The organism is Bacillus sp. PS196 (assembly GCF_037963555.1).
Lineage (GTDB): Bacteria > Bacillota > Bacilli > Bacillales > Bacillaceae > Bacillus > Bacillus subtilis.
In genome coordinates this window covers 3,499,113-3,513,407 of sequence record NZ_CP150159.1, presented here as the reverse complement: position 1 = coordinate 3,513,407, position 14,295 = coordinate 3,499,113, and the positions used below count along the sequence as shown (strand labels likewise).

The window sequence follows — 14,295 nt, the reverse complement described above, 5'->3', positions numbered from 1 at the left end:
AAAACATGAGCCAATCGATTAAATTGTTTAGTGTGCTTTCTGATCAATTTCAAAACAATCCATATGCTTATTTTTCACAACTGCGGGAGGAAGATCCGGTTCATTATGAAGAGTCGATAGACAGTTATTTTATCAGCCGCTATCATGATGTCCGCTATATCCTTCAGCATCCGGATATTTTCACGACGAAATCACTTGTTGAGCGTGCCGAACCAGTAATGCGAGGCCCTGTGCTGGCCCAAATGCATGGAAAAGAACACTCTGCCAAAAGAAGAATTGTAGTGAGAAGCTTCATCGGTGACGCACTGGATCATCTGTCTCCATTGATTAAACAAAATGCAGAAAACTTGTTAGCGCCTTATCTTGAAAGAGGGAAAATTGATCTCGTCAATGATTTTGGAAAGACGTTTGCGGTGTGCGTCACGATGGACATGCTCGGGCTGGATAAAAGAGACCATGAAAAAATCTCTGAGTGGCACAGCGGAGTTGCCGATTTTATCACGAGTATCTCTCAATCTCCTGAAGCGCGGGCACATTCGTTATGGTGCAGCGAACAGCTTTCCCAATACTTGATGCCGGTCATTAAAGAACGTCGCGTCAATCCGGGATCAGATTTAATTTCCATCCTATGTACTTCTGAATATGAAGGCATGGCGATGTCGGACAAGGATATACTCGCACTGATTCTTAATGTGCTGTTAGCCGCAACGGAACCGGCTGATAAGACGCTGGCACTGATGATCTACCATTTGCTCAACAATCCTGAGCAGATGAATGATGTTTTGGCTGACCGTTCGTTAGTTCCGAGAGCCATTGCGGAGACATTGCGTTATAAACCGCCGGTTCAGCTGATTCCGCGGCAGCTGTCCCAAGATACAGTGGTCGGCGGTATGGAAATCAAAAAAGATACGATTGTTTTTTGTATGATCGGTGCGGCTAACCGGGACCCTGAAGCATTTGAACAGCCTGACGTGTTTAATATTCATCGGGAAGATATTGGCATCAAGAGCGCTTTTAGCGGCGCCGCCCGGCATCTCGCTTTCGGATCCGGCATTCATAACTGTGTAGGAGCAGCTTTTGCCAAAAACGAAATCGAAATTGTAGCTAATATTGTGCTGGATAAGATGCGGAATATCAGATTAGAGGAAGATTTTTGTTATGCTGAGTCCGGTCTGTATACACGCGGGCCTGTTTCACTTCTCGTTGCGTTTGACGGGGCATAATAGAATTCCAAAGGTCTCTCCCATGCGGGTGAGACTCTTTTTACATATATTTGATCCACAAGTTGAAAAACGCAGTCACTGTTTTTAAATCATCAATTGAAAATTCATTGAAAAGCTGTTTATATTGCTCCTTTGCTTTCTCATGAAGCTGTTCATGTAATGCCGCCAATTTTCTGCCGCTATCAGTTAGCGTATAAAAAATTTCTTTTTTGTTGCCAGGCTTTTTTGTCACTGTAATGATATTGTGTTTCAACAAAGCATGAACCGCTTTTGAAACAGCGGCTTTTGAGATGTGTAAACGGGATGCTAAGAAGCTGTTGTTCACATTTTGGCTGGTATGTATGCAGGAAACAATGTGAAGCTGGGTCAAAGTCCAGTCTTTTTTGAGGTGATCGTGATGTTGTGAGGATATGCCAATGGATGGTATCTGCACCTTTTGCCAGACGCGTTTATCCCTTTTTAATGCGAATTGTTGTATAGCTTGAAATAATTCATCATGAATGCTGTTGTCCATCAATTTGCCTCTCTGATTTAATTGTTAACTGGTTAACTATCCTTAGTTTAATGGGTAATAGTGGAATTTTCAAGAGACAGACGTTTTTTGTTCTTTATGCACAAAAATGAACTCATAAGCTTCCCTGTTCAGACGCAAAATACATGAAAAGGGAGGTGCTTTGATGAGGAAATACACGGTTATTGCTTCTATATTATTGTCTTTTCTTTCCGTTTTGTCTGGCGGCCATCATGAATCGAAAGCTTTTCCTGTTGTTCAGCAGGAACCATTTCAGACGCCTCATTACATACCCTTGCTTGAAAATCCTCCTCAAATTGATGTGAAAGCTGAAATGAGAAGCAATCTAATGATTGAGGCTCAAGTTCGCGATAATTCGTATCAAGCATTTTCCGCCTTTCTTTTTTATAAACAAAGTAATGAGCTGGGCTACAAAATGGTGCCGATGGACCCGACCCCCGGAGCGGTCCGCAAGTTTTTGGCACAAATTCCGAAACGTTTGATTTGGAACAGCGAGCTTGAGTATTACATTGTGATGTCGAATGGGAAGCAGCGGGTGGAGTCGGAGATGAAGAAACTGAAGCTTGAAGGATACCAGGCTGACCTTGCCCATATTCCGGAGCTTCTGATCACAGAGCTGGCGGTTGATACGAAGAATATAGGACGTGCAGACGGTTATGAATTTATTGAGATTTTTAATACGACTGACAGAACGATTGATTTTAAAGACTACCATATCCGTTACCGCTACCCAAAAGAAGGGCCTGACTCCGATCTGATTTGGAGACCTGATGAAAGGATCTTGATACCATCCGGCGAAACGTTTGTCGTCTGGCTGAAGCCTGCCGGGCATCCAGAATTGACGTCAGAGGATTTCAATCGTTATTATCAGACACAACTAAAAGAAGGAAAAAATCTCGCGGTGATAGACGAGACAGAGGGTATGGCCAATACGAGGCCGCGGGCCGTTGTGATATCAACGAATACAGGAAAGGACATTTCGGTTGCGCATTATCGGAAACATGCGCTGCGCCGGCTGTCATCAGTGCTTTATAAGTATCCGCTGAACGGAACCGCAGAACTTCTGAACATTTCAATCGGGGAAAAGAATCCATCTCCCGGAACCGTATTACAGGCACAGGTGCCCGAGCAGAAACGGAAAATCAAGCTCGATAAAGAAAAGCCGGTCATTGAGGATTTAACTGACCGCAAGCCTGTCCGCCCTGCTGAAAGCATTGAGCTGCGGGCTGACATACGGGACCGAAGTCTAGTGAAAACAGCGGCCTTTTACTACCGGACGGATGAGAACAAACCGTTTAAGCGAATTCTTGCTGAAAAAGACCGCAACGATAATCTCTACCATTATATTGTGTATTCGCCTGAATTGATCGGGAAGGATCAGCTAGAGTATTATGTGGCGGCCGGGGACGGGATCAATGAAGCGAGAACGCCGGTCAAAATGATTGATATTAAACAAACAAGCAAGTCGCACGGTCTGCGGATGAATATTGAAAACAGAGACACGCTGTCGGGAACTCAATTTCTCAAAGCCACGACAGAAGGGCGAGCTGACCGCATTAAGCTATGGATTGACGGGAAAAAACAAGTGACAGAGCCCGCGATGGAAAAAGAAGTATATTTTGCATTCGATACGAGGAAAACGAACCTTTATTTTAAAAACGCGGTAACGATGGAAGGCAAAGTGCTAAAGGTGTTCGATGATACAACAAATAAATACCGCACCTATTCTGTTCCATTGCCAGAGACACTGCTTCGGAAAGGGAAGCAGCTGCAGCGTATTACGATACGATCGGGTTCGAAGGTGTCCCCGTTTGATACGGCTGAAAACCGTGATGACTTCTTAGTCAAAAACGCCCGATTGGTGTTATCGGATGGAACGGTGATCAGGGATCAGAGGGTGTCCCCTGAGAAGGAACTCTTTATTGGCGATAATCAGCGCTCGAATAAAAGCTGGCAATTTCAGTTCAATCTGCCTGACGGACTGTTTACATCACAGCTGCTGGAGTGGGATACATCAAAGCTTTCTGAAGGCGCTCACCATATTCAAGCAAGCGACGGCAAGGAAAATGTCAGCCTGGTTGTACGGGTAGATAATTCAGGACCTCACATTGAGCCGAATATCACCGAGGGGCAAACGTATAAAGGAAACCTTATCCTGCAGGCGGATATGTATGATAAATGGAGCAAAATTGAGGAAGCGAAGGCGTCGTTAGATGGAGAAAGCATTACACTCCCATATCATACGTCATCTTCTGACCTTTTGCCGGGAAAACATTCTCTAAAAGTGACAGCAACGGATCTCGCGGGCAATAAAACAGTGATTGAGAGGACGTTTAAAACCGAACGAGAGCATCCGGACCAGCCGGAGGTTATAGACAGCGAAGCCGACACGCATAAGGCTAAGCTTTCTGTACGGGTGAAAGATCCGACGAATGACGCCATGGATGTTGGTTTTTATAGGGGATTTCAATATACAGCGCGAAATCATGTAAAAATATTTAAGCACGCGTCACTGACTGAACCGCCGAAAAGCTTTGTGCCGGAAAGGGAGACCCCATTTACGAATAAAGAATTGGAGCGGGTATCTGCTGCTGATGGAAAAACAGTATCGACAGAAAACAAAGAGCTTTTCCCTTATCATCGCTTTGAAGTGACGGTTGATCCATCAATTGATGAGAATGATCTGGCAGAAGCAGTCTGGAAGGGCAGTTCTTTGCCGGGGAGAAAGGTGACGATGTATGCTTGGAATTATCGGACAAACGAATGGCAGCCTGTTGACAGCTTCGTCGCGAAGGATGACAAACCGTTTACGCTGAAAGCATCTGTGATTGCCGCCGATTTTGTACGGGAGTCGAAAATGAATGTGATTGTACAGGATGAAATTCCCCCTGCGAAGGATATGTACACATTTGTCTGGATGTCTGATACACAGTATTACGCCGAAAGCTATCCGCATATTTTTGATAAACAGACCGAATGGATAAAAGATAACCAAAAGCAGCTCAATATCAAATATGTGTTCCACACGGGTGATATTGTAGATGATTCCGCCGATATCAGACAGTGGAAAAACGCTGATCGGTCAATGTCCGTTCTGGATAAGAGCGGAATTCCTTACGGCGTGCTGGCCGGCAACCACGATGTCGGGCATAAGGACGGCTCCTACAGGGCGTTTGGCAAATATTTTGGCAGCGATCGTTTTGATAAAAAATTGCATTATGGCGGTTCCTATAAAAACAACCGCGGACATTATGACCTGATTTCTAGCAACGGCAATGATTATATCATGCTGTACATGGGATGGGGCATTACGGATGAAGACATCGCGTGGATGAATCAGGTGTTGAAGAAACACCCTGACCGGATGGCCATTTTAGCTTTTCATGAGTATTTGCTGGTCAGCGGAAACAGAAGCCCGATCGGAGAGAAAATATTCAAAGAAATCGTAAAGCCGAACCCGAATGTCGTGATGGTATTGAGCGGGCATTATCATAGTGCGATGAGAAAAACAGATGAGCTGGATGATGATGGTGATGGGAAGCCGGATCGTCTTGTGCATCAAATGCTGGCCGATTATCAGGGCGGGCCAGAAGGCGGTCAAGGGTATTTGCGTTTGCTTCAATTTGACCAAGCCAATGACATGGTGCACGTATCGACGTACTCTCCGTATGTAAAGGATAAGAACTACTATGATACGGATACCTATGGCAACAAGGATGAATTTTCCCTTTCGCTTGATTTGAAGCCAAGAATCAAAAAGGTGGAAACCGATTATTTTGAATGTAACGTATATACCAATGAAGAGCTCGGAAAACGGGAGCAAGTGAAGAGCGGGGACACAGCTGAATTCCGCTGGGATCATCTTGAACCGCAGTCTGTTTATTATTGGTACATTATAGTGGAAGACAGTTTTAACGGCAAAACGAAATCACCGATCTGGAAGTTCAAGACGAAAAAAGAGACATATCGTCCGGCACCAGACCAGTTTGATTTTCGCCATGTCTCCAATCCTTAAAAAGGGTTGGAGGCTTTTTTTTTATGAAAGACGATCCATATAGTGGACAAATGTATAACGGTCGCCTCTGTATACAGATTTTGCATGCTCAAAAGCAGTTCCGTTCTGCAGATATGTTGTTCGTTTGATTAATAGGACCGGCGCTCCCTTTTGAATACCAAGAATGTTCGCTTCTTCCGTGGTGGCAGCGCTTGGCTCAAGCTCCTGTTTTGCACGGGAAATCGGTATGCTGTTGTACCTTTCAATATGATCATAGATCGACGACTGAAAATGCGATTCGTTCAATTCACCCGCAAGCTCAAACGGAATATGTGAGGACTCAATCGCCATCGGAATATCATTTGCCAGCCGCACCCGAGTGATTTTATGGATAGAGGAGGGGTGCCCGCAGCCTAATATAGCCGCGAGTTCCTCAGTCGAATCAATAAGCTGATAATCAATGAGCCTGCTGCCCGGTGTCATCCCGCGGCTTTTCATATCCTCGGTAAAGCTTGTCAGCCCTTGAAGTGCTTGTTCCATTTTTGGCTTGCTGACAAAGGTGCCCCGCCCCTTCAGGCGATAGAGCAAGCCTTCATTAACTAAATTAGAAAGCGCCTGGCGAACTGTCATCCGGCTGATCCCGAATTGTTCGGCATATTCGCGCTCAGAAGGAAGAGGCATATCCGGCTGCAGCTCTCCGCTCTTAATTTGGTTTTTTAATTGCTCCATAATCTGGTAATAAATCGGAATAGGCGATTGTTTATTGATATTCATAAGTCAGCATGTTCCTTTCAAGGTCTTAATGACGCGGCTTCACGATCAATCAAAACCGTAACATCGGAATGCAGGTGCAAAGCAGATGCGGGAAAATCTTCGCTTATGTTTCCTTCTAACAGCTTACGAACAGCTTCCGCTTTGCTTTTTCCAGAAATGAGCAGCAGAATACGCTTGCTTGAGAGTATCGTTTGAATTCCCATTGTGAGTGCTTTTTTCGGCACGCTGTCTATGGAAGGAAAATATCTGGCATTCGCCTGGCGGGTTTGCTCATTTAATGTCACAACATGAGTTCGCGACTTGAAAGACGTTCCCGGTTCGTTAAAGCCGATGTGTCCGTTTCGGCCGATGCCGAGAAGCTGAATGTCAGTGCCGCCGAGGGAATCGACTAGCTGTTCATACCGTCTGCATTCGGCCTCCAAATCGTCTGCATTTCCATTCGGAATAAAATGCCGGCTAGGCTTGCTGTCGATATGCTGAAAAAAACGGTCGTTCATATAGAAGTGATAGCTGTTCGGGTCGTCGCTTGAAAGTCTGGCGTACTCATCCAAATTAACTGTAGTGACGTTTTGAAATGAGAGATTCTCAGTTTGGTGCAGGCGGATCAGCTCGCGATACGTGCCTTCCGGTGTGCCGCCTGTCGCTAACCCGAGAACGGCATCAGGTTTTTCCTTGATTGTATCTGCCGTTATTCTGGCTGCTTTTTGGCTTAGCTCTTCATACGTTTGACATTCCATTACTTTCATATCTGGTCAGCCTCCTTGGATATAAATGCAATGTTTCCGCGGCAAATGGTGAGAATCACCTCGCAATCACTGTTGACAATCACCAAATCTGCATCTTTTCCCACAGTTACACTGCCTTTTCGGTCAAAGATGCCCAGCTGTTTGGCCGCGTTTGCAGAAGTTATATTAGCTATATCCGTCCAAGAGCAATTTGTAAACTCACGCATATGCCGTGCGCCTTCGTTCATTTTGAGGATCGAACCGGCAAGGGTTCCGTCTGAAAGAAGAGCTGTTCGTCCTCTTACCGTCACACTTTGGCCGCCGAACTCATAAACGCCGTCTTTCAGGCCTTTTGCCCTCATGGAATCGGTAATTAAAATGAGCTTGCTGCTGCCTTTCGCCAAAAAAGCAAGCTTAGCCGCTAAAGGATGGGAGTGGATGCCATCGGCTATTAGCTCTGTCACAAACCCATCATGGGCCAGCGCCGTTCCGATCACTCCGGGCTCTCGGTGATGAAACGGGCTCATCGCGTTGTACAGATGGGTCATATGGCTCGCCCCTGCTTTTGCGGCATCCGACAGCAATTCGGAATCGGCATCCGTGTGCCCCATGGACGCGATAATCGATTCGTCTTTCAAATGGCGGATCAGTTCAAAATGCTGATCCTCCTCCGGCGCAAGTGTAACAATTTTGATCAGTCCGCCCGCCTCCTGCTGCCACTTTTTGAAAAGCACAACATCCGAAGGCCTAATCCACTCCTTTGGCTGCGCTCCGGCTCTTTTAGGCGAAACAAAGGGGCCCTCTAAATGAATGCCGAGCAGTTCTGCACCTAATAAAGAGGACTCTTCAGCCGCTTTCCACTCTCTTGCGTTCACCAAAGCTTGAGAAATGTTCCCATGCTCTTGGGTAATCGTTGTGGCTAAAAAGCTCGTCGTGCCTTCTTCGGGCAGTTTTGACGACATGATGTCGAGCGTGGAAAAGCTAGCATCCATTGTATCTGCGCCATAGCCGCCGTGGATATGAATGTCAATCATGCCGGGAAGCAAAACAGAATCCGCAGGTGCTTGAATCTCTTTTGAATATGACTCCTTGGGCCGTTCTGTTGAGACTGTGCTGATTTTCCCGTCATTGATTCCGACATAGCCGTTTTTGATTACTTCATTTTCTGTCACGATCGCAATGTCTTTGATAAGAAGACTCTCTGCCATAGATGATCCGCCTTTCTGGAATTTGAATACCTTTATTTTACTCTTTTTCAGACTAGTGATCTAGACCAGCTGAGGTGTTTTCCCCCCTTTTATAAAATCTGTTTTAGGTTCAAGCCCGAAAGTGATAAAATGAAAGTATTGTGAGCAAGCTCGGGGCAGCCCGGAACAGGAGGAACATATCGTGGCAAAGGTTCGCACAAAAGACGTAATGGAACAGTTCAATTTGGAATTAATCAGCGGAGAAGAAGGAATTAACCGCCCGATTACAATGAGTGACCTATCAAGACCAGGCATTGAAATTGCCGGATATTTTACATATTACCCGAGAGAGCGCGTGCAGCTTCTCGGAAAAACAGAGCTTTCTTTCTTTGAACAGCTTCCTGAAGAGGAGAAAAAACAGCGAATGGATTCTCTGTGCACTGATGTAACACCAGCTATTATTCTTTCTAGAGATATGCCCATCCCGCAGGAGCTGATTGACGCCTCCGAGAAAAATGGGGTGCCTGTCCTCAGATCGCCGCTGAAAACGACAAGACTGTCAAGCCGTTTAACCAACTTCCTTGAGAGCAGGCTGGCGCCTACCACAGCAATTCATGGCGTTCTTGTCGATATATATGGTGTCGGCGTGCTGATCACAGGAAAGAGCGGCGTCGGAAAAAGCGAAACAGCGCTGGAGCTTGTGAAAAGAGGGCATCGCCTTGTCGCCGATGATTGCGTTGAAATTCGGCAGGAGGATCAGGATACTCTTGTCGGAAACGCTCCGGAATTAATTGAGCACCTTCTTGAGATCAGGGGCCTTGGCATTATCAATGTGATGACGCTATTTGGCGCTGGCGCGGTCAGAAGCAATAAACGAATCACGATTGTCATGAATCTTGAACTCTGGGAGCAGGGCAAGCAATACGACCGGCTCGGACTTGAGGAAGAGACCATGAAAATCATTGATACAGAAATTACAAAACTGACGATTCCCGTCCGCCCAGGCCGAAATCTTGCAGTCATTATCGAAGTGGCAGCAATGAACTTCAGATTGAAGCGGATGGGGCTGAATGCCGCTGAACAATTTACCAACAAGCTGGCGGACGTCATTGAAGACGGTGAACAAGAAGAATAGGAGTTGGCGTTAAATGAATGAAGCGATAGAACCACTCAATCCGATAGCATTTCAGCTGGGGCCGTTAGCTGTCCATTGGTACGGAATCATTATCGGTCTCGGTGCTTTGCTCGGGCTGTGGATTGCGATGAGGGAAAGTGAAAAACGGGGGCTGCAGAAAGATACGTTTATTGATCTTGTCCTGTTTGCCATTCCGATTGCGATTATTTGCGCGCGAATTTATTACGTTGCCTTTGAATGGGATTATTATGCGGCACATCCGGGAGAAATCATTAAGATTTGGAAGGGCGGCATTGCCATTCATGGCGGATTAATCGGCGCCATTTTAACGGGATATGTGTTTTCGAGAGTGAAAAACCTTTCGTTCTGGAAGCTTGCAGATATTGCCGCGCCCAGCATTTTGCTCGGCCAGGCGATCGGCCGCTGGGGGAACTTCATGAATCAGGAAGCGCACGGCGAGGCTGTCAGCAGAGCCTTTTTAGAAAACCTGCACCTGCCTGAATTTATCATCAATCAAATGTATATCAATGGGCAATATTATCATCCTACTTTTTTATATGAATCACTATGGAGCTTTGTCGGCGTCATTGTTTTACTGCTGCTGCGCAGAGCGAATTTGCGTAGAGGCGAGATGTTCTTGATCTATATCATTTGGTATTCAATCGGAAGATACTTTATTGAAGGAATGCGGACTGACAGCTTAATGCTGACTGATTCACTTCGCATCGCTCAGGTGATTTCAATCGTATTGATTGTTTTGGCTGTGGCAGCCATCATCTTCAGACGCGTCAAGGGATACTCGAAGGAGCGGTACGCGGAGTAGATGTCAACAAAGGGGGATGAGGGATGAAGAAGATCTTTCTGGCCGGTCTTGCAGCAGGTTTTCAAACAACATGGACGCTGGGTAAAGTGATTTTCCCGGTAACGCTATTGGTCACTTTGCTTCAGCATACCCCTGTCATGGATTGGCTTGTACGGCTGATCACACCGGTAATGAGTCTCTTCGGGCTTTCTGGTGAAGCGGCCATTCCGCTTGTACTGGGAAATATGCTGAATCTGTATGCGGGAATTGCCGGGATTTTAACATTGGATTTATCTGTGAAAGAAGTCTTTATTTTAGCTGTTATGCTTTCATTCTGTCATAACTTAATTATCGAATCGACAGTTGCCGCAAAGGTTGGTATCAGAATTGGCGTCATATTGGCGGTGCGCATCGGTTTGGCCGCTGTGTCAGCCATCGTCATCAACCTCATTTGGCATGGCGGACAGGAAACGGCGCAGTACGGTTTTATCGCTGCGAAGAGCGCCGCGCCAGACAGCTGGCTAGGAATGTTGGCAGAAGCATTAACGAAAGCCGGACTTGGTGTTTTGCAGCTGGCGGCAATTGTCATACCGCTGATGATCATCATCCAGTTTTTAAGAGATTTAGGCTGGCTGCATCGGTTCTCCAGGTGGCTGTCTCCGTTTACGCAGCTGCTTGGCATGAATAAAAATACGTCTATGACAATGGTGGCGGGACTGACAATTGGTCTGGCCTACGGAGCGGGTGTCATGATCAAAGCTGTCGAGGATGACGGCGTGAGCAAGCGGGACATGACATTGGCATTTATATTTCTCGTTGCCTGCCACGCGGTCGTGGAAGATACACTTGTCTTTATTCCGCTTGGCATACCGGTCTGGCCGCTTCTTTTGATTCGTGTCACCACAGCAGTTCTGCTGACAATGGCTATTGCGCACACGTGGAAAAAATGGAAACCCTCAGCGGTTGGAAAGGAAGCAATATGAGTGACAAACAAGTAACGACGATTCTGTTTGATTTAGACGGAACGCTTATTAATACGAATGAATTAATTATCGCGTCCTTTTTGCATACACTGGAGCATTATTATCCGAGCAAGTATAAACGAGAAGATGTCCTTGCATTTATCGGGCCGTCTCTTTTTGATACGTTCTCTTCGATGGACCCTGATAAATGTGAGGATATGATCGCTATGTACAGAGCGTACAATCATGACATGCATGATTCACTCGTGACTGAATATGAAACGGTATATGAGACCCTGGATGCATTAAAAAAAGCCGGCTTTACATTAGGAATTGTGACAACAAAATTAAGAGATACTGTCAATATGGGCCTCAAGCTCACGGGAATCGGCGAATTCTTTGAAACAGTTGTCACCCTTGATGATGTGACGAATGCAAAGCCTGATCCCGAGCCTGTGCTGTTAGCGCTGAAACAGTTAGGAAGCAAGTCCGAGGAAGCCATTATGGTCGGAGATAATTACCACGATGTGCTGGCAGGCAAAAACGCCGGTACAAAAACGGCAGGAGTCGCATGGACGATTAAAGGGCCGGAAATGCTGGCGAAGCATGAGCCGGATTTTATGCTTGAGAAAATGAGTGATCTATTACAAATCGTTGGAGTGAAGTAATCTGTGAGAAAAACAGATCGTCATCCGGTCTCGGGGGCCAACTCACTGTGGCATGTCTATCAAACGGTACCTTTTTTAAAGGTCGTCAAAAATTTCATTGTCATTCAAATTGCGAGATATACGCCGTTTATAGGGATGAAAAACTGGCTGTACCGTACATTTCTGCGGATGAAGGTTGGAAAACAGACATCCTTTGCCCTCATGGTGATGCCAGATATCATGTTTCCGGAAAAGATCTTAGTCGGAACAAATACAATCATCGGGTACAATACGACCATTCTGGCCCATGAGTATTTGATTCACGAATACCGGATCGGCACAGTTCTGATCGGAGACGAAGTGATGATTGGTGCCAACACGACCATTCTGCCCGGGGTGAAAATAGGAGATGGCGCAGTTGTGTCCGCCGGAACGCTTGTCCATAAGGATGTGCCTGACGGGGCATTTGTCGGCGGAAATCCGATGAGGATCATCTATACGAAGGAAGAAATGCAAGAAAGATTGAAAAAGTCCGCTGAATAACATCAGCGGACTTTTTTTGTTAAAATTGAGTGTTGTTGTTTTCGTAAATATGCTGAACACCAATCCATTTTTGACCGACATTAGAGTAGCGTGTATTTGTCATTCTGACCGTGCTTGTTTTGCTGTCCGTCCGGAATATCGCTTCCTTCATGTTTGTGATGGTGCACTTATCGATGATCACATCAACGTGGAAGGTTGAACCGCCAAGCTGTCTTATGAACTTTCCGCCATTGTCTGCCGTGAAGTTTTTCACTGTGAATGTACTGGCTTTATTGATTTGGAATATCTTATCTGACGCTTTTTGAGCAGAACCGCCGTCGATCGTCACTTTTCCTTCCTTCTTCACCGTTAACGCATCCTCACCAACATCTTCCCATTTCACATTCTGAATGTTAACGTTTCCATAAGTGTGTACGCCATCAGCGGCAGGGGCGCCAAGCACCACATTTTTCAGGGTTGCACCATCCTCCACACGAAAAACAGGGTCTTGGTTTTCTGACTGGCTTCCGTCGCCTAATTCTTTCCCTGCCACAAACCGCTGTCCTTTCCCGTCATATGTTGTATTTTTTGGTACGATAATTGTTTCGTGCACCACTTTGTCTGCTGCAAAAGCGGTTGATGATTGAAACTGGCTGAACCCCATAACCAAACCGAACATAAATAGGATAGACACGAATTTTTTCAATGATAAATCCTCCCCGGATATCTTTCATTTTTTGCAAGAGAAGCGTCAGCGACTTGCACCGGCTTCTCTCACATAGATCGGGGCAAGGCTGAATCTGCTTTAATCATAAAAACAGACAGCCTGAAAGTAAAGACAATTTTGGATGATAAATGGAAAATGAATCGATCTTACCGATTGAAACAAAAAGCATGAATATTGTCGTATTTGCTCAGGATAGAGCATAGTGCGGCTTTCAGGTGTTTACTTTTGAATAACCACGGCCTGGCTGCCCATTTGTTTCCACGCTTTTTCAAAGCTTGTTCTATCGGTTTTTCTGTTTTTATAGCCATACGGATCATTGAGATACACATATTTATCATCATATCCCGTAACGGCGACGCTGTGTTCGCTGTACGTAATCTCTATCGTTCCGTTTGGCGTTTTCCATGTCTGCATGTTGTCAACTGGCGTAAAGTTGGCTGTCGTAATAACCCAAACTGGATTGCCTTTTTCAAGCTGTTCATAAACAGCAGAAATGCTTTTTCCAGTCAGGTCAAACACTTTGTCTCCTGCATAGGTTTTCGCCAGCTGATAGATCGGTCGATGGTAGACACCGAGACCAGGGCCATTCGCCATATCCCCGACAAATCCGTCATTCGGATCACCCTTTAATCCGCTGCTGTATGTCAAAGGCACTGTGGCAACCTGATTTGCCAGGGTGTTTTTTGTCACGTCGTATCCCGCGTAATTCAGCACCATTGCAAGGCTTGTTACTTCACAGCCGTTATAGAGCCGGGGTGCGTCCATTTGATTATAAAGGATGACATCCAGCGGTTTTGCGCTTCCCTTCAGCTCCTTTTTGCTATTCGCAGCTGAGTCTGTATCGCTATCAGAAACCACTTTTTTAAGGCTGTTCAAAAAAGGAATATCTATATCTTTTGCATCTATTTTAAGTCCGAAAAAAATAACGCCTGAAAGAATCATCAGGACACATAGAGTTCGCAGTGTTTTCATCTTTATCTCCTTGTTCTCTATTTGATTTGTATTATAGCATGCCAAACATAAAGAATTTGAGATATTACGTACCTTTAATACATTATTCATGAT

The 14,295-nt window shown here is 45.6% G+C and carries 13 protein-coding genes; 7 read left to right on the top strand and 6 right to left on the bottom strand.

What is annotated here, in order from left to right; genetic code table 11:
• The first annotated feature begins 5 nt into the window (after positions 1-5).
• Positions 6-1,223 carry a cytochrome P450, cyclodipeptide synthase-associated gene (gene cypX / locus NST79_RS18260; RefSeq protein WP_212059090.1) on the top strand — a complete coding sequence of 406 codons (1,218 nt, stop codon included), beginning with the start codon at positions 6-8 and terminating at the stop codon, positions 1,221-1,223.
• A gap of 40 nt (positions 1,224-1,263) precedes the next feature.
• Here the strand turns inward: cypX and NST79_RS18255 are convergent, their stop codons facing one another.
• Positions 1,264-1,737, bottom strand: a complete 474-nt coding sequence (locus NST79_RS18255; RefSeq protein ID WP_003228083.1) for a MarR family transcriptional regulator — start codon at positions 1,735-1,737, stop codon at positions 1,264-1,266.
• A 163-nt stretch (positions 1,738-1,900) separates the two neighbouring features.
• On the opposite strand from NST79_RS18255, the gene NST79_RS18250 reads away from it, so the two are divergent.
• Positions 1,901-5,770, top strand: coding sequence for a metallophosphoesterase (locus tag NST79_RS18250; protein WP_212059089.1), 3,870 nt, complete (start codon positions 1,901-1,903; stop codon positions 5,768-5,770).
• A gap of 21 nt (positions 5,771-5,791) precedes the next feature.
• Here the strand turns inward: NST79_RS18250 and nagR are convergent, their stop codons facing one another.
• Genes nagR through nagA form a run of 3 tightly spaced genes read right to left on the bottom strand, consistent with a single transcriptional unit; the run spans position 5,792 to position 8,456 of the window.
• Complete coding sequence (nagR, locus tag NST79_RS18245; RefSeq protein ID WP_015251129.1) at positions 5,792-6,523, bottom strand: N-acetylglucosamine utilization transcriptional regulator NagR; 732 nt, start codon at positions 6,521-6,523, stop codon at positions 5,792-5,794.
• A gap of 17 nt (positions 6,524-6,540) precedes the next feature.
• Positions 6,541-7,269 (bottom strand): glucosamine-6-phosphate deaminase, encoded by a 729-nt coding sequence (gene nagB / locus NST79_RS18240; protein ID WP_153256542.1) that lies wholly within the window; start codon positions 7,267-7,269, stop codon positions 6,541-6,543.
• Positions 7,266-8,456 carry an N-acetylglucosamine-6-phosphate deacetylase gene (nagA, locus tag NST79_RS18235; protein ID WP_212059088.1) on the bottom strand — a complete coding sequence of 397 codons (1,191 nt, stop codon included), beginning with the start codon at positions 8,454-8,456 and terminating at the stop codon, positions 7,266-7,268. The genes nagB and nagA overlap by 4 nt, the downstream gene beginning before the upstream one ends.
• Positions 8,457-8,637: 181 nt before the next feature.
• On the opposite strand from nagA, the gene hprK reads away from it, so the two are divergent.
• From hprK to hprF, 5 genes are read left to right on the top strand one after another with little or no spacing between them, the layout of a single operon-like run.
• Positions 8,638-9,570 (top strand): HPr(Ser) kinase/phosphatase, encoded by a 933-nt coding sequence (hprK, locus tag NST79_RS18230; RefSeq protein ID WP_003228097.1) that lies wholly within the window; start codon positions 8,638-8,640, stop codon positions 9,568-9,570.
• 13 nt (positions 9,571-9,583) lie between these two features.
• Complete coding sequence (gene lgt, locus NST79_RS18225; protein WP_003242661.1) at positions 9,584-10,393, top strand: prolipoprotein diacylglyceryl transferase; 810 nt, start codon at positions 9,584-9,586, stop codon at positions 10,391-10,393.
• A gap of 23 nt (positions 10,394-10,416) precedes the next feature.
• A complete protein-coding gene (locus NST79_RS18220; RefSeq protein WP_212059087.1) occupies positions 10,417-11,355 on the top strand; it encodes a nucleoside recognition domain-containing protein in 939 nt (312 codons plus the stop codon).
• Positions 11,352-12,002, top strand: coding sequence for a pyrophosphatase PpaX (ppaX, locus tag NST79_RS18215; RefSeq protein ID WP_015251133.1), 651 nt, complete (start codon positions 11,352-11,354; stop codon positions 12,000-12,002). The genes NST79_RS18220 and ppaX overlap by 4 nt, the downstream gene beginning before the upstream one ends.
• Positions 12,003-12,005: 3 nt before the next feature.
• Entirely contained in the window at positions 12,006-12,524 is a 519-nt protein-coding gene (gene hprF, locus NST79_RS18210) for a heptaprenylglyceryl phosphate O-acetyltransferase (RefSeq protein WP_046381361.1), read from the top strand.
• Between the two features lie 19 nt (positions 12,525-12,543).
• Here hprF and pelC read toward each other — a convergent pair whose 3' ends face one another.
• Both pelC and NST79_RS18200 read right to left on the bottom strand, forming a co-directional pair.
• Entirely contained in the window at positions 12,544-13,209 is a 666-nt protein-coding gene (pelC, locus tag NST79_RS18205) for a pectate/pectin lyase PelC (protein ID WP_015251135.1), read from the bottom strand.
• Between the two features lie 240 nt (positions 13,210-13,449).
• A complete protein-coding gene (locus NST79_RS18200) occupies positions 13,450-14,202 on the bottom strand; it encodes a C39 family peptidase (RefSeq protein WP_015251136.1) in 753 nt (250 codons plus the stop codon).
• Between the last annotated feature and the right edge of the window lie 93 nt (positions 14,203-14,295).